This window comes from Kribbella sp. NPDC050459, from assembly GCF_040655315.1.
Lineage (GTDB): Bacteria > Actinomycetota > Actinomycetes > Propionibacteriales > Kribbellaceae > Kribbella.
Map to the genome: position 1 here is coordinate 644,155 of NZ_JBFAJQ010000001.1, position 15,681 is coordinate 659,835.

Here is a 15,681-nt window from a genome sequence, read left to right on the forward strand (position 1 = left end):
ACAACGATGTCCCGAAGTTCCGCCCGAACTCTCGTGATCGCAGGCCTGAGTGTGTTTGCACTGGCGGCCTGCACCAGCAACACCCCGAAGGCCGAGGAGGACACCGGCAGCAAGCCGGCCGAGCAGGCCGCGGTGAAGAACGACGAGCCCGGCAAGAAGGTCAAGATCGGCTTCTCCGCACCGGCGGCCGACCACGGCTGGATGGGTGCGATCACCAAGGCCACCCAGGCCGAGGCGAAGAAGTACTCCGACGTCGAGCTGATCGTCGCCGAGGGCACCAACGACGTGAACCTGCAGATCAGCCAGGTCGAGACGTTCATCAACCAGAAGGTCGACGCCATCGTCCTGCTGCCGTTCGACGGGGCCGCGCTCACCCCGGTCGCGACGAAGGCGATGGAGGCCGGCATCACGGTGGTGAACGTGGACCGTGAGTTCGACAGCCCGTTCGCGGCTCGTACGACGGTGCTCGGCGACAACCACGGGATGGGCGTGTCGGCCGGCACGTACGTCTGCCAGCAACTGAAGGGGAAGAAGGACGCGGTGGTCGCGGAGATCGCCGGGATCGACTCGCTGCCGTTGACTCAGGACCGCAGCAAGGGGTTCAAGGAGGCGCTCGCCGACTGCGGGCTGAAGGTCAGCAACCGGGTGGCCGCCGAGTTCACCGTCGAGTCCGGTGAGAAGGCCGCCGCCAACCTGCTGCAGGCCGCGCCGAAGATCGACGCGATCTGGAACCACGACGACGACCAGGGCGTCGGCGTGATGGCCGCGATCAAGAACTCCGGCCGCAAGGAGTTCTTCGTGGTCGGCGGGGCCGGCTCGGCGAACGTGATGCGGGACATCAAGTCCGGCAACTCGTTGCTCAAGGCCACCGTCATCTACCCGTCCACGCAGGGGGCCGACGGTGTCCGGCTGGCCCGGCTGCTGGTGCAGAAGAAGGCCCTCGGCGACCTGGTGGAGGTCGAGGTGCCGCGGACCGTCAAGCTGTACGCGCCGGTGGTCACGAAGGAGAACGTGGACCAGTACCTGCCGACAGCATTCGAGAGCTGACAAGGAGAGTCATGACGAACCTGGGCATCGGCCTGATCGGCTATGCGTTCATGGGAGCGGCCCATTCGCAGGCCTGGCGGAGCGCGCCGCGCTTCTTCGACCTGCCGCTGGACCCGGCCATGAACGTGTTGGGCGGTCGCAACGCCGAGGCTGTGCACGCGGCGGCGGCGAAGCTCGGCTGGAAGGAGACCGAGACCGATTGGCGCAAGCTGATCGCTCGCGACGACGTCCAGCTGGTCGACGTGTGCACGCCGGGCGACAGCCACGCCGAGATCGCGATCGCCGCCTTGGAGGCCGGCAAGCACGTCCTGTGCGAGAAGCCGCTGGCCAACACCGTCGAGGAGGCCGAGGCGATGACCGCGGCCGCCGAGGCGGCCAAGGCCAAGGGGATCAGGTCGATGGTCGGGTTCACGTACCGCCGGGTGCCGGCCATCGGGCTGGCCCGGCAGCTGGTGGCCGAAGGCAAGCTGGGCACGATCCGGCACGTCCGCGCGCAGTACCTCCAGGACTGGATCGCCGATCCGGAGGCGCCGCTGTCGTGGCGGCTGGACAAGGAGAAGGCCGGATCGGGTGCGCTCGGCGACATCGGCGCGCACATCATCGACCTCACGGAGTTCATCACCGGCGACACCATCGGTGAGGTCAGCGCGCGGCTCGAGACGTTCGTGAAGGAGCGCCCGGTCGCCGCCGAGCACTCGGGACTTGCCGGTACGGCCGGCACCGAGCGCGGACCGGTGACGGTCGACGACGCCGCGGTGTTCCTGGCCACCTTCCGCTCCGGCGCGCTGGGCGTCTTCGAGGCGACCCGCTTCGCGACCGGCCGGAAGAACGCGATCCGGATCGAGATCAACGGAAGCCTCGGCAGTCTGGCGTTCGACTTCGAGGACATGAATCTCCTGCACTTCTACGACGCCACCGAAGACCCGAGGACGGCGGGCTTCCGCCGCATCCTCGCCACCGAACCCGCCCACCCGTACGTCGCCGCGTGGTGGCCGCCAGGCCACCTGCTCGGCTACGAGCACGGGTTCACCCATCAGGTCGTCGACCTGGTCACCGCGATCGCCGAAGGCGCCGATCCGGAACCGTCGTTCGCCGACGGGCTGCGAGTCCAGCGCGTGCTGGCCGCGGTCGAGGCCAGCTCGGCATCCCGACAATGGCAGGAGATTCCGCAATGAGTAAGTACACCCCGACCAAGGACGACAAGTTCTCCTTCGGTCTGTGGACCGTCGGCTGGCAGGGCGTCGACGTGTTCGGCACGGCGGTACGCCCGGCGATGGACCCGGTGCACGCGGTCGAGAAGCTCGCGGAACTGGGCGCCGCGGCGGTCACGTTCCACGACGACGACGTCGTACCGGACGACAGCACCCGGGGCCGCACGCTCGAGCGCTTCACGAAGTCGCTGGCCGACACCGGCATGGTCGTCGAGATGATGACCACGAACCTGTTCGCGCACCCGGTGTTCAAGGACGGCGGCCTGACCGCGAACGACCGTCAGGTCCGGCGGTACGCGCTGGCGAAGGTGCTGCGCAACGTCGACCTGGCGGCCGAGCTGGGCGCGACGACGTACGTGCTCTGGGGCGGCCGGGAAGGCGCCGAGTCCGGCGGCTCGAAGGACGTCCGGGCGGCCCTCGACCGGTACAAGGAGTCGATGGACATCCTGTGCGCCTACGTCCGCGCGCAGGGCTACGACATCCGGTTCGCGCTGGAGCCGAAGCCGAACGAGCCGCGCGGCGACATCCTGCTGCCGTCGATCGGGCACGCGATCGCGTTCATCAACGACCTCGCCGACCCCGACCTGGTCGGGATCAACCCCGAGGTCGGGCACGAGCAGATGGCGTCGCTGAACTACGCGCACGGGATCGCGCAGGCGCTGTGGCACGGGAAGCTGTACCACATCGACCTCAACGGCCAGCACGGTCCGCGGTTCGACCAGGACCTGCGGTTCGGGGCCGGCAACCTGCGCGAGGCGTTCTGGACGGTCGACGTGCTGCAGGGCGCCGGCAGCTACCCGGCGTACGAGGGCTACATCCACTTCGACTACAAGCCGCCGCGCACCGAGGACGAGGAAGGCGTCTGGGAGACCGCGCGGGGCTGTATGCGGAACTACCTGATCCTGCGCGACAAGGTGCAGGCGTTCCGCGCCGACCCCGAGGTCGCGGAGGCACTCGCCGCCGCACGCGTCGCGGAGATGTCCGAGCCCACCCTGGCCGAGGGTGAGTCGCTGGACGACCTCCGCAACGCGACGTACGACCGGGACGCGCTGGCCGAGCGCGGTCTCGGGTTCGAACGGCTGGACCAGCTGGCGATGGAGCACCTGCTCGGCGTCCGCTGACCGGCCGGTAGTACTCCCGCGCAGGGCAGAGCACGGGATTTGTAGTTGATGGAGCGCGCACCCTTGTCCGTCCCATGAGGAGCTCCGCATGATCCAGCTACGCAGACACGGCACGATGGCCTGGCTACTCGTGCTCGCCCTGTTCGCGGCGGTGTTGACAGTGTTGACCCCGTCGACCGCCCGGGCCCATCCCGGGCACGGCGACGAGACGTTCAACGCACTGATCTTCAGCAAGACCGCCGGATTCCGGCACGACTCGATCCCGGCCGGCATCCAGGCGATCAAGGACCTGGCGACCGCGAACGGCTTCACGGTCACCGCGACCGAGGACGCCACGATGTTCAACGACACCGAGCTCGCGAAGTACGAGGTGGTGATCTGGCTGTCCACCACCGGTGACGTGCTGAACGCCGACCAGCAGGCCGCGTTCGAGCGCTACATCCGGGGCGGCGGCGGGTACGCCGGTATCCACGCCGCGTCCGACACCGAGTACGACTGGCCCTGGTACGGCAAGCTCGTCGGCAGCTACTTCGACAGCCATCCCGCCGGTACGCCGAACGCGACGGTGAAGGTGGAGGACCACGCGCACCCGTCGACGAAGGACGCGCCGACGCTGTGGCCGCGGACCGACGAGTGGTACAACTACCGGACCAATCCGCGCGGCACCGTGCACGTCCTCGCGTCGCTCGACGAGTCGTCGTACAGCGGCGGGACCATGGGCCCCGAGCACCCGATCACCTGGTGCCAGGACTACGACGGCGGCCGTGCCTGGTACACCGGCATGGGCCACACGACCGAGTCGTACGCCGACCCGACGTTCCGCAAGCAGCTGCTCGGCGGCATCCGGACCGCGGCCGGGGCCGAGCCCGCGGACTGCGGCGCGTCGCTGAGCGACAGCTACGAGAAGGTGACGCTCGACGACGACACCTCGAACCCGATGGAACTGGCCGTGGCTCAGGACGGCCGGGTGTTCTACATCGACCGGAACGGCGCGGTGAAGATCGTCAAGACCGACGGCTCGGTCGTCACCGCCGGGACGCTGAACGTCTACACCGGCCAGGAGTTCGGGCTGCTCGGTATCGCGCTCGACCCCGCCTTCGCGTCCAACGGATTCATCTACCTGTACTACTCGCCGGTGAGCACGGAGCCGTACGACCGGGTCTCGCGGTTCACGGTGACCGGTGACTCCCTGGACCTCGCCAGCGAGAAGCAGGTGCTGCGGATCGACACGCAACGCGACCAGTGCTGCCACGCCGGCGGCGCACTCGAGTTCGACGGCAACGGGAACCTGTACGTCGCGACCGGCGACAACAGCAACCCGTTCGACTCCGACGGCTACGCGCCGATCGACGAGCGCGCCGGGCGGGCCGCCTGGGACGCGCAACGGTCGGCAGCCAACAGCAACGCGCTGAACGGCAAGGTGCTGCGGATCCACCCGGAGACCGACGGCACGTACACGATCCCGGCCGGCAATCTGTTCCCGCCGGGCACAGCGAAGACGCGGTCCGAGATCTACGCGATGGGCTTCCGCAACCCGTTCCGGATCGGGATCGACCCGACCACCAACCACCTGTTCGTCGCGGACTACGGCCCGGACGCCGGCGCTGTCTCGCCGACGCGCGGCCCGGACGGTCGCGTCGAGTGGAACATCCTGTCCAAGCCGGGCTTCTACGGCTGGCCGTACTGCGTGGGCGCCAACACGCCGTACAACGACTACGACTTCGCGACCGGTACGTCGGGGCCGACGTTCAACTGCGCCGCTCCGGTGAACGAGTCGCCGAACAACACCGGCCTCACGCAGTTGCCGGCCGCGATCCCCGCGACGATGTGGCAGGGCAAGTCGACGACCGGCGTCCCCGAGATCGGCGGCAGCGGTGCGCCGATGACGAGCGGGGCGTACAAGTACGACGCCGCGAACCCGTCGGACCGAAAGTGGCCGGAGTACTTCGACGGCAAGGCTGTGTGGGCGGACTGGAACGACAGCCGGCTGTTCTCGGTGCAGCTGAACGACGACCGCAGCAGTGTGGCGGACGTGTCGCGGATGCTGCAGAAGCTGAACTTCATCCGGCCGCACGCGCTGCAGTTCGGTCCCGACGGCGCCCTGTACGTGATCGAGTGGGGGAGCGGGTTCGGCGGCAACAACGCGGACTCGGGTCTCTACCGGATCGACTACATCCAGGGGAACCGGGCGCCGATCGCGCAGTTCAACACCGACAAGACCTCCGGCCCGGTGCCGCTGACGGTCGCCTTCGACTCGACCGGTTCCCGCGATCCGGACGGTCAGCCGGTCACGTTCGCCTGGGACTTCGACGGCAACGGTACGACGGACAGCGCCGACGCCAAGCCGACGTACACGTACACGACGGCCGGGGTCTTCACCGCCCGGTTGACCGTGACGGATCCGGACGGCCGGACAGCGGTGTCCAACCGGACCATCACGGCCGGGAACACCGCGCCGACGATCACCGTGCAGGCGCCGGTCGACGGCGGGTTCTTCGACTTCGGCGACACGATCCGCTACCGGGTCACGGTCACCGATCCCGAGGACGGCACGGTCGACTGCAACGACGTCGTCACCCAGCCGGCGCTCGGCCACGACGAGCACGCCCACGGGTACGAGCAGTACCACGGGTGTGAGGGGACGTTCCCGCTGCCCGGCGACCAGGGCCACGTCGGCGCGAACATCTTCGGCATCGTCACCGTGACCTACACCGACAAGGGCGCGCCGGGGACCGGCAGGATCACCACGCAGAAGGTCGTCCAGCTACAGCCGAAGACCCGGGAAGCGGAGTTCTTCGACGAGACCGGCGGGCCGGGATCGGCTCCCGGCGTACAGGTCGAGGACACCGGCGACACCGCGGGCGGCGGGAAGAACATCGGGTTCATCGAGGACGGCGACTGGTGGGGCTGGAAGCCGACCAACCTGACGAACATCGACCAGATCCAGTTGCGCGCGGCGTCCCCGGACGCGGGAGCGACGGTGCAGGTCCGGCAGGGCTCGCCGACCGACGGCCCGGTGGTCGCGACGATCCAGGTGCCGCCGACCGGCGCCTGGCAGACGTACGGCGACTTCACCGGCGCGGTCAGCGGTGCGTCGGCCGCGAGCGGCCCGCTGTACTTCGTGAAGACGACCGGGCAGCTGAACGTGAACTGGGTCAAGTTCATCGGCAAGGGCGTCACGGAGAACCAACGCCCCGCGGTCACGGTCACGGCTTCGGCTACCCAAGGCAAGGCGCCGTTGGCGGTCGACTTCACGGCGTCGGCCACCGACCCGGAAGGCGATCTTCCGCTCAGCTATGCCTGGACCTTCGGCGACGGAGGCACCGCCACCGGGCCGGCTGCCTCGCACACGTTCACAGTCCCGGGCAAACACACGGTGACCGCGGCGGTCACCGATTCGCGCGGGGCGACAGGAACGGCAAGGGTCGAGGTGACCGTCGACTCGCCGTCGGCGCCGACCTGCCTGACAGGCCGCTCGGACGGCTTCGACGGCACCGCACTGGACACCGCCCGCTGGTCGTCAGTTGTCCGCGGCAACCAAGAGCTGTCCGTCGGCAACGGCGCGTTGTCGATTCCGCTGACCGCCACGGACATCTACGGCACGGGTAACACCGGCACACCGAACCTCGTGCTCCAGCCGCTCCCGGCGGGCGCTTGGTCGGCAACTGCGAAGGTCACGCTGCCGGCCCGGTTGGCCTACCAGCAGGCCGGCCTGATCGTGTACGGCGACGACGACAACTACGCCAAGATGGTGCTGCAGGGCCGCTCCACCGGCGCACCGTCCGCGGCGGACCGGATCTTCCAGTTCATCCGCGAGGAGAACGGCGTACCGAACGAGGTGGCCGCGTCGAACACGGGGAACCTCGGTGCGGTCTATCCGGACACGGTGTGGGTCCGGTTCACGTCCGACGGCGCGAACCTGAAGGCGGCGTACAGCGCCGACGGAGCAACGTTCACCGAGATGCCGGAGACGAAGCAGCTGGCCGGTATCACGAACCCGCGGATCGGCCTGTTCGGGTTGACGAACCGGACCGAGGCGCTGCCGATCACGGCGTCGTTCGACTACTTCTCGATCACGCCTGACGACACCGCCGAGCAGCCTGCACCGGACGACGAGTTCGCCGGTACGACGCTCGACGCGTGCCGCTGGTCCGACGTCGTACGGCCGGATCCTGCCGCCTACCGGGTGACCGGCGGCGGGCTGGAGATCGACACCAGCAAGGGTGACATCTACGGCGGTACGGCGACCAACCCGCGCAACCTGATGCTGCAGCCGGCGCCGGACGGTGACTGGACGATCGAGACGAAGGTCGACGCGTCGTCGTTCGACGAGGCGTTCCAGCAGGCAGGTCTGCTGGTCTACGCCGACGACGCGAACTACGTGAAGCTCGACTACCTGACGACCAACGCCGCAGGCAGCACAATCACCCGAGGGTTGGAGCTGCGCAGCGAGGTCGCCAACGTCGTCCAATCGCCCCAACCCAACGCCCCGACGCCGGTTCAGGGTGTTTGGTACCTGCGACTCTCGAAGTCCGACTCCAGCTTCACCGGTTCCTACAGCTCGGACGGCGTCACGTGGTCCGATCTGCCGCCGGTGACGAACACCGCGCTGGCGGCGGCGAAGTTCGGCGTCTACGCGTTCGGGGTGGATCAGTCCGCCTCGAAGACCGCGAAGTTCGACTACTTCCGGCGCGTCACCGACACCACGGCACCGACTGTCAGCCTGGGACTCGACCCGTCGACCCCGTCCGGACAAGCGGGCTGGTGGACGGGGCCGGTGACCGCGACGGCGATGGGTGTGGACGATCGGCCGGGGCAGGTGTACCTGGAGCAGAAGGTTGGCGACGGCAACTGGTCGGAGTACACCGCGCCCTTGACGCTGACTGCGGACGGGACCCACACGGTCGCGGTCCGGGGGAGTGACACCGCCGGCAACGTCTCGGAGCCTTCGTCGGTCACGGTGAAGATCGATCAGACGGCACCTACGGCCACCGTGACCGGGCTGCCGGCGAGTCTGGGCGTTGCCTCGACCGCCTCGGTGCAAGCGGCTGTGACGGATGCGCTGTCCGGGCCAGGGACTGTAGTGATGGCGCTGGACGGCAAACCAACGACAGGGGCGCTTGACGGAGTCGTGCTCGGGTTGGGTGCGCATACGCTGACGGCTACGGCAACCGATGTCGCCGGGAACACCTCGGTGAAGAACGTGCCGTTCTCGGTGGTCGTGTCGTACGCCGAGGCGGTCAAGCTCGTCGACCGCTACCGCGCCGCCGGAAAGGTGCCGCTGGCAACCGCCACGGTGCTGAAGGCGCACCTCGGAACCGCCGAACGAGCCGCGGCCCGGCACCAGACCGTGGCCGCGGACGTCGCGCTCACCTTGTACCTGGCCACGGCCGGCACGGTCGCCGACGGACCGGCCCGGACCCTGCTGACCGCGGTCGGCCAGGACCTGAAGGCGCGGCTCGGCTGATGACGTCGCCGTGGGATCTCGCTGCCGTACACCTGCCGCCGCCCCGGCTGGTTCGGCCCCGGACGGGCGACGGCCCGGCGAGTCCCGCGGTGACCGTCCCCGGCGGCGTACACGCGCTCCGGACGCCGCCGGGGACACCCCTGCAGTACCACCCGACAAGGAGAGAAAGATGGCACGACCGATCACGTTGTTCACCGGCCAGTGGGCCGACCTGCCGTTCGAGGAGGTGGCGCGGCTGGCGTCGTCATGGGGGTACGACGGGCTGGAGATCGCCTGCTGGGGCGACCACCTCGACGTCCGCCGCGCCGCCGAGGACCCGGCGTACGTGCAGGACCGGCTGGACATCCTGGCCAAGCACAACCTGAAGGTGTGGACGATCTCCAACCACTTGCTCGGGCAGGCGGTCTGCGACGACCCGATCGACCAGCGGCACCAGGCGATCCTGCCCGCGCACATCTGGGGCGACGGCGACCCGGAAGGGGTCCGGCAGCGCGCCGCCGAGGAGATGAAGACCACCGCGCGGGCGGCCCGGGCGCTCGGCGTCGATGTGGTCGTCGGCTTCACCGGGTCGTCGATCTGGAAGACGGTCGCGATGTTCCCGCCGGTGCCGCCGGCGATGCTCGAGGCCGGGTACCGGGACTTCGCGGACCGCTGGAACCCGATCCTCGACGTGTTCGACGAGGTCGGGGTGAAGTTCGCGCACGAGGTGCACCCGTCGGAGATCGCGTACGACTACTGGTCGACGACCGCGACGCTGGAGGCGATCGGGCACCGGGAGGCGTTCGGGCTGAACTGGGACCCGTCGCACTTCGTCTGGCAGGACCTGGACCCGGTCGGCTTCCTGTGGGACTTCAAGGACCGGATCTACCACGTCGACTGCAAGGACGCGAAGCGCCAGGTCGGCAACGGGCGGAACGGCCGGATGGGCTCCCACCTCGCCTGGGGCGACCCGCGGCGCGGCTGGGACTTCGTCTCCACCGGCCACGGCGACGTCCCGTGGGAGGCGTGCTTCCGGATGCTCAACTCGATCGGCTACGCCGGCCCGATCTCGGTCGAGTGGGAGGACGCCGGCATGGACCGCCTGGTCGGCGCCGCCGAGGCGCTCCAGTTCGTGAAGTCGCTCGCCTTCGACCCACCGACCGCCTCGTTCGACGCCGCGTTCTCGTCCTAGACCTTCCCGAAGAAGTCCCGGAGGTCCCCGGCCACGAGTTCGGGGACCTCCAGGGCGGCGAAGTGCCCGCCACGGTCGAACTCGCTGTAGTGCACGACGCCGAACTCCCGCTCCACCAGCCGCCGGACCGTGCTGTCGCCCGGAAACACCGCCAGCCCCGATCCGGTCGTTGCCGATGGCACCTACCCGGTGCCCGTAGTCGTCGTACCACTCGAGATTCCACGCGAGCTGGCCGACCGGGGAGTCCACCAGCGCGTACGCCGGCGTCTGCGGCCGCGTGCTCTGGATCGAGGCGTACCCGGACCGTTCCTGCTGCCAGCGCTCGAGCCCGCTGAGCCGTTGCTTCTCGTCCTCCCGTGCAGCAGCAACAGCGGCGTTCCCGAGGAACCTGCTCGGACATAATGCACCCGCTGCCCGTCGATCTCCGTGACGTACTGCGGGTGCACGTTCAACCGATCCTCGAAGCGCCGCCAGTCGTACGACGTCTGCCAGTGGTCGGTCACCTCCCGCAGTCGCCCGAGTTCCACGCCGTACGACCAGCCGGCGTCCGGCAACTGGTCCGGCCACCGGGTCGCATCCAGTCGGCGGTGGAGGTCGGACAGGTCCTCCGGGGGAACCTCGGCGCGGAAATCTTCGAAGTTCGTGGGTCTGACCCTAGACTTCCGATCATGAGCAAGTACGTAGCTCGCATCGTCGAGGTGGCTGACCACGGCATCAAGTTCGAGCCGGGGGAGGGGACCACGGTGCCGGACAAGCCGACCGAGGTGAATCTGCTCGGGATGGCGATCGCGCTGGCGTTGGGTGCGGCCGGATACCGGCATCATGCGGAGCAGCGCGACCCGGAGCTGCAGACGCTCGACGCGCTGCTCGCGGGTGACGCGGTGATGCCGTGGAAGCCCGCCGAGCCCGGCACACCGGCGTACCTCGTGTGTGAACTGAACGACGGCAGGCCGACGTGCGAGGTCAGACCGTCGGCGCAGTGAGCTGGCCGGAGGCGCCGGAGCTGCCGCGGCCGCGGATCCTGCGGCAGCGGTGGCTGGATCTGACCTTCGTGCATTGGGCCTTCGCGCCGGAGGACGTCGCGCACTTCTTCCCGCCGGGCACCCGGCCGGACACCTTCGAGGGACGCACGTACGTCGGCCTGGTCCCGTTCCGGATGGTCGGCACCGGGCTCCCGTACGGCCCCGGCGTTCCGTACTTCGGCTCGTTCCTGGAAACGAACATCCGCCTGTACTCCGTGGACGAGACGGGCCGGCGCGGTGTCGTGTTCCTCAGCCTCGACGCGAACCGACTGGCCGTGGTGGCGGCCGCGCGGACGGTCTTCGGGCTGCCGTACCGCTGGGCGCGGATGTGCCACGAACGCCACGGCAACCACCACACGTACACGTCGACTGTCCGCAGCTCCGGCGCTGAGGCAGTCGTCGGCGTCGAGATGGGCGAACGCCTGCCCGCCGGGCCGCTCGAGGACTTCCTCACCGCACGCTGGGGCCTGCACGTCCACCGCGCCGGCCGAACCTGGTACCTGCCGAACCGTCACCCGCCGTGGATCCTGAACGCCGCGACCCTCACCGCCCTGGAGGCCGACGCCCTGCTGAGCTCAGTCGGCCTTGTTCCACCGGAGCGGGTGCCCGACCACGTGGCGTTCAGCGCCGGCGTCGCTGCCGAGTTCGCTCGGTGGACTACGTGATCAGCGCGCCGCGTTCGCGTCGGGGACCCGGTGGAGCTGTCAACGACTCGGCGTCATCAGATCAGTTGTCTGCTGGACGATCCCGGGGATCGGCACCTGGCGTGCCCACCGGTTGACCTCGGTCGCGACCGCTCGTGATCCGGCGGCGTCGCTCTCGTCTCGCAGCAGCATGGCCAGCAAGGTTTGCTGCGCCAGCGCGCCCAGCAGGTGGCCGGTCTGCTGCCGCTGCTCGGTGGAGAGCTCCCAGTGCTGCCGGGCGAGGGGGAGATCGCCGGCGGTGTGGGCGTGGTCGCCGAGGTGTCGGAGCGCGTAGGACATCAGCAATGGGTCGTCGGTCTTCTCGCCGAGCCGGAGTGCCGTCGTGTAGTGGGTGAACGCCTCGTCCGGCCGGTCGAGGAGGTTGTCCGCCATGACACCGGCGTAGAAGGTGACGGCTCCGCGCCGCCTGTCGTCCGGCGCCTGGTCGATCAGCCGCGCGGCCCGCTCTGCCAACTCGTCGGCGTCGCACTCTGATCCGAACAGCGCGTTCGCGTAGTCCTTGCGGAGCTTCAACATGTCGACGTCCCACGCGATGCTGTTGTCGGCGACCTCGTCGACAGCGGCCAACGCGGCCGAGGCGTGATCCGTCTGCTGCGCGAAGTCCCGGTCGACCGCGACTTCGGCCAGTGCCAACGCCAAGCTACGGCGTTCGCCCGGATCGTCGGCGCGGGTGGCGGTCAGCAGATCGGTTGCGGCGGCCCATTGGCCGGCGCGCATCAGCTCGGCAGCGGCGGCGACAATGTCGGCGGCGGTGAGTTGGCTCATGCCGGCACCGCCATCAGGTCGGCGGTCTGCTGGGCGATGAACGGGACGTCCAGCTGCCGCGCCCAGCGGTTCGTCTCGGTCGCGAGCGCTCGTGATCCCGCGAGGTCGCCTTCGTCGCGGAGCAGAACCGCGAGCGACACCTGCTGGGCGAGCGCAGGGCGCAGGTGCCCTACCTTCTGGAAGAGCTCGATCGACCGCTCCCACTGGCTTCGCGCAAGTGCCAGGTCGCCGGCCGCGTGAGCGTGATGGCCCAGATGGCGAAGGGCCTGCGCTACCAGCAACTCGTCGCCGCACTTCTCGCCGAGCTCCAACGCGACCTCGTAGTGCGCGCACGCCTCCGCGGGCTGTTCGTCCACGTTGTCGGCCACCGCGCCCGCCCAGAAGCTGGCCGTCCCTCGTCGCGCGTGGTCGGGCGCCTGCTCGATGAGCGTGCGAGCGCGGTCCCGGAGGTCCGGGTCGCTTGCCTGGAACAGGGCGTTCGCGTAGTCCTTGCGGAACGTCAGCATCGCGAGGTCCCAGGAGTCACCGGGGACCGCCGCGAGTGCGGCTGTGGCGTGGTCGGTCGTCCGGCCGAAGTCCTGGTCGACCGCGACCTCGGCGCGGGTCAGCGCGAGCAGCTCGCGCTCGTCGGGATCGTCGGGGGTGGCCGCGATCAGCAGGTCGGCTGCGGCGGCCCAGCGGCCGGCGCGCATCAGCTGGACAGCGGCGGCGGCGATGTCGGTGGCTGCGAGGTGGCTCATGGCGGCACAATATTTCGACATCGAAATATTTGACAACTAACCTTCAGTCGCTGAAAAGTTGGACCGGTGAAGGATTTCGTGGACGCGCATGTCGATCTCTGGGCGGGACAGCTGGACGACCTGGATCGCGACGTGGAGGGCATCACGGTGCGGCTGCAGGTGCTGACCCGCTACCTCGAGCGCCGGCGCGAGGCCGTGCTCGCGGCGTACGGGTTGCAGCTGTGGGAGTTCAAGACGCTGCACATGCTCAGGCGCGCGGGTGCGCCGTACCGCGCGACACCGGGCGAGCTGGCCCGGCAGCTCGGGATGTCGGCGGCCGCCCTCACCAACCGGCTGGACGCGCTCGAGCGCCGCGGGTACGTCGAGCGCGCGCACGACCGCGACGACCGGCGCAAGGTCGTCGCGACGCTGACACCGGCGGGGAACGAGCTCTGGCAGCGCGGGATCGGCGACATCCAGCGGGTCGAGGAGGAGCTGGTCCACCACCTGCCCGAGGCCGACCGGACCCGGCTCGACGGCCTGCTGCGGCGCCTGGTGCTGGTGACCGAGAAGAATTCCTGACCGCCGATGTCGAGTTCGGCCGATCTGATCCGACCTCCGGGTGTAAGCGCCGAAGAACCCGGAGGACGGACCGATGGAACCGCTGAACCTGATGGTGTCGCTGAGCCACTTCGCGAACGCCGAGCGTGAGAACAAGCACGGCCTGAGCCAGCCCGCCGGGCGTCGCCGCCGCGCGCCGAAGGTTCGGGTGAGCCGAAATGTGCGGCGGATCTGGGCAAGTCGTGTCAGAGTCACCCCGTGACAGATGCCTCGAAGGACGATTTGCTCGCCGCGTACGACGACCAGCTGCGCGGGACGAGCGAGACCGCCGGCGTTCCGACGAGTACCGACGGGCCGGTGATCCGGGTCGAGTACCCGAGCCGCGGGTTCGTCAGCTACCGCTCGCTCGACGGCCTCGACAGCGGCGAGATCGACGCGCTGATCGCCCGCCAGCGCGACTTCTTCGCGGCCAAGGGCCAGGCCGTCGAGTGGAAGCTCCGCGGCCACGACCTGCCGGCCGATCTCCCCGACCGGCTGAGGGCCGCCGGGTTCGAGCCCGAGGAGCAGGAGACCGTCCTGGTCGCCGAGAGCACGGCCGTCGTCGAGCGCCTGCAGGGCCGCGACGCGGTCGACGGCATCACGATCCGCCCGGTCGGCGAGCGCGCCGACTTCGAGCGCATCGCCGCGATGGAGTCGGCAGTCTGGGGCGAGGACTGGTCCTGGCTGGCCGACGATCTGGTCCGCCGGCAGGCGAGCGGCACCGACGTCTACGTCGCCGAGGCCGACGGCGAGGTCGTCTCCGCCGCCTGGGCCGTGTACAAGAAGGGCACCGAGTTCACCGGTCTCTGGGGCGGCTCGACCCTTGCTGAGTGGCGCGGCAAGGGCATCTACAAGGCACTCGTCGCGGTCCGCGCGGCCCGCGCCGTCGAGCTCGGCTACAAGTACCTCCACGTCGACGCCTCCGACGACAGTTCCCCGATCCTCCAGCGCCTCGGCTTCGTAGCAGTCACCACCACCCACGCCGTACGTCTACACGCCCGCGAAGTAGGGCACGCGTTCAGGCCCGCAGCGTCGCGAGGATCAGCTCGGCGACGGCCTGCATGCCGGCGGCGTTCGGGTGGTACGGGACGAAGCCGCCGAGGGTGGGCGGGAGCATCGTGAAGCCGGTGGTCCACGGCTCGGTCGAGCCGATCGCGTGGTCCCGGCTCGCCGTCGATGCGGCGACCAGGTCGACTCCGGTCGCGGCGGCTGCCTTCGCGAAGGCAGCCGCCAAGCCGTCGGCCATCAGCGCGATGCTCGGCAGCTGCTCCTCGTTCAGCGGTACGTCGAGACGCGGCCGGGTCGCCGGTCCGACCAGGCTGAGGTAGTCGACGAGCAGGATCCGCGCCTCGGGGGATCGCTGCCTGGCCTGCTCGACCACGGCGGTCAGCGAATCCGTGACGGCCTGGTACGCCGCGTCGTCGGTGAGGTAGCTGACCCGCGCGCGGATCCGGTTCGCGACCCGGCGGCCGAGGATCGTCGCGGGTTTCGCGATCGTGTTCAGGAAACTCCCGCGCAGGAACCTGCCGACGTACTCGAGGTCGTTGCCGCCGGCTGTGATCGTGACGAGCGCCGTCTCCGGCGTGAGTGCTTCCAGCTGCGGCGGCGCGTCGTCCTGCCGGGTGTCGAGCAGGTGCGCGGTTGTGGCGCCGGAGTACGAGACGTCGACCAGGTCGAGGCCGAGCTCGCGCGCGACCAGGTGCGCGTAGTTGTTGCCCGAGCGGCCGGCCTGCGGGTGCTCGATCGGGCTGATCCCCGGGCCGGCCGCGAACGAGCTGCCGAGTGCGACGTACCGACTGCCGGAGGTGATCACCGCACCACGATAGATGATGGCTCCCACCTCTCCACCGGACG

At 69.5% G+C, this 15,681-nt stretch carries 15 protein-coding genes; 10 read left to right on the forward strand and 5 right to left on the reverse strand.

Translation table 11 applies throughout. The annotated features are described in order from the left end of the window. Positions 1-6 precede the first annotated feature (6 nt). The 5 genes from AB0I12_RS03060 to AB0I12_RS03080 all read left to right on the forward strand — a co-directional run bounded on the left by AB0I12_RS03060 (position 7) and on the right by AB0I12_RS03080 (position 10,017). Complete coding sequence (locus tag AB0I12_RS03060) at positions 7-1,047, forward strand: substrate-binding domain-containing protein (RefSeq protein ID WP_359923712.1); 1,041 nt, start codon at positions 7-9, stop codon at positions 1,045-1,047. Positions 1,048-1,058: 11 nt separating this feature from the next. Beyond that, on the forward strand, positions 1,059-2,222 hold the full coding sequence (locus AB0I12_RS03065) for a Gfo/Idh/MocA family oxidoreductase (RefSeq protein ID WP_359923715.1): 1,164 nt from the start codon (positions 1,059-1,061) through the stop codon (positions 2,220-2,222). Further along, complete coding sequence (gene xylA, locus AB0I12_RS03070; protein WP_359923718.1) at positions 2,219-3,379, forward strand: xylose isomerase; 1,161 nt, start codon at positions 2,219-2,221, stop codon at positions 3,377-3,379. The genes AB0I12_RS03065 and xylA overlap by 4 nt, the downstream gene beginning before the upstream one ends. Positions 3,380-3,467: 88 nt before the next feature. Next, the gene (locus AB0I12_RS03075) at positions 3,468-8,846 is read left to right on the forward strand and encodes a ThuA domain-containing protein (RefSeq protein ID WP_359923720.1); all 5,379 of its coding nucleotides are present in this window, start codon (positions 3,468-3,470) and stop codon (positions 8,844-8,846) included. 169 nt (positions 8,847-9,015) lie between these two features. After that, positions 9,016-10,017, forward strand: coding sequence for a sugar phosphate isomerase/epimerase family protein (locus AB0I12_RS03080; protein ID WP_359923722.1), 1,002 nt, complete (start codon positions 9,016-9,018; stop codon positions 10,015-10,017). On the opposite strand, the gene AB0I12_RS03085 is transcribed toward AB0I12_RS03080, so the two are convergent. Next, positions 10,014-10,199 (reverse strand): hypothetical protein, encoded by a 186-nt coding sequence (locus AB0I12_RS03085; RefSeq protein ID WP_359923724.1) that lies wholly within the window; start codon positions 10,197-10,199, stop codon positions 10,014-10,016. The genes AB0I12_RS03080 and AB0I12_RS03085 overlap by 4 nt on opposite strands. Beyond that, positions 10,200-10,727, reverse strand: coding sequence for an epoxide hydrolase N-terminal domain-containing protein (locus tag AB0I12_RS03090; protein ID WP_359923727.1), 528 nt, complete (start codon positions 10,725-10,727; stop codon positions 10,200-10,202). Between AB0I12_RS03090 and AB0I12_RS03095 the strand changes: the two genes are divergently transcribed. Next, the gene (locus tag AB0I12_RS03095; RefSeq protein WP_359923729.1) at positions 10,686-11,000 is read left to right on the forward strand and encodes a hypothetical protein; all 315 of its coding nucleotides are present in this window, start codon (positions 10,686-10,688) and stop codon (positions 10,998-11,000) included. The genes AB0I12_RS03090 and AB0I12_RS03095 overlap by 42 nt on opposite strands. Continuing rightward, a complete protein-coding gene (locus AB0I12_RS03100; RefSeq protein WP_359923731.1) occupies positions 10,997-11,704 on the forward strand; it encodes a DUF2071 domain-containing protein in 708 nt (235 codons plus the stop codon). The genes AB0I12_RS03095 and AB0I12_RS03100 overlap by 4 nt, the downstream gene beginning before the upstream one ends. A gap of 39 nt (positions 11,705-11,743) precedes the next feature. On the opposite strand, the gene AB0I12_RS03105 is transcribed toward AB0I12_RS03100, so the two are convergent. After that, positions 11,744-12,508, reverse strand: a complete 765-nt coding sequence (locus AB0I12_RS03105) for a hypothetical protein (protein ID WP_359923733.1) — start codon at positions 12,506-12,508, stop codon at positions 11,744-11,746. Beyond that, the gene (locus AB0I12_RS03110) at positions 12,505-13,248 is read right to left on the reverse strand and encodes a hypothetical protein (protein WP_359923736.1); all 744 of its coding nucleotides are present in this window, start codon (positions 13,246-13,248) and stop codon (positions 12,505-12,507) included. The genes AB0I12_RS03105 and AB0I12_RS03110 overlap by 4 nt, the downstream gene beginning before the upstream one ends. Before the next feature lie 66 nt (positions 13,249-13,314). Between AB0I12_RS03110 and AB0I12_RS03115 the strand changes: the two genes are divergently transcribed. From AB0I12_RS03115 to AB0I12_RS03125, 3 genes are all read left to right on the forward strand, one after another. Further along, positions 13,315-13,809 carry a MarR family transcriptional regulator gene (locus AB0I12_RS03115; RefSeq protein ID WP_359923739.1) on the forward strand — a complete coding sequence of 165 codons (495 nt, stop codon included), beginning with the start codon at positions 13,315-13,317 and terminating at the stop codon, positions 13,807-13,809. A gap of 73 nt (positions 13,810-13,882) precedes the next feature. After that, positions 13,883-14,050, forward strand: a complete 168-nt coding sequence (locus tag AB0I12_RS03120) for a hypothetical protein (RefSeq protein WP_359923741.1) — start codon at positions 13,883-13,885, stop codon at positions 14,048-14,050. Next, positions 14,047-14,949: a GNAT family N-acetyltransferase gene (locus AB0I12_RS03125; protein ID WP_359923743.1), complete on the forward strand. Its 903-nt coding sequence runs from the start codon at positions 14,047-14,049 to the stop codon at positions 14,947-14,949. Before AB0I12_RS03120 ends, AB0I12_RS03125 begins: the two co-directional genes overlap by 4 nt. Here AB0I12_RS03125 and AB0I12_RS03130 read toward each other — a convergent pair. Further along, positions 14,846-15,640 (reverse strand): SGNH/GDSL hydrolase family protein, encoded by a 795-nt coding sequence (locus AB0I12_RS03130; protein WP_359923746.1) that lies wholly within the window; start codon positions 15,638-15,640, stop codon positions 14,846-14,848. The two genes, AB0I12_RS03125 and AB0I12_RS03130, sit on opposite strands and share 104 nt — an antisense overlap. Between the last annotated feature and the right edge of the window lie 41 nt (positions 15,641-15,681).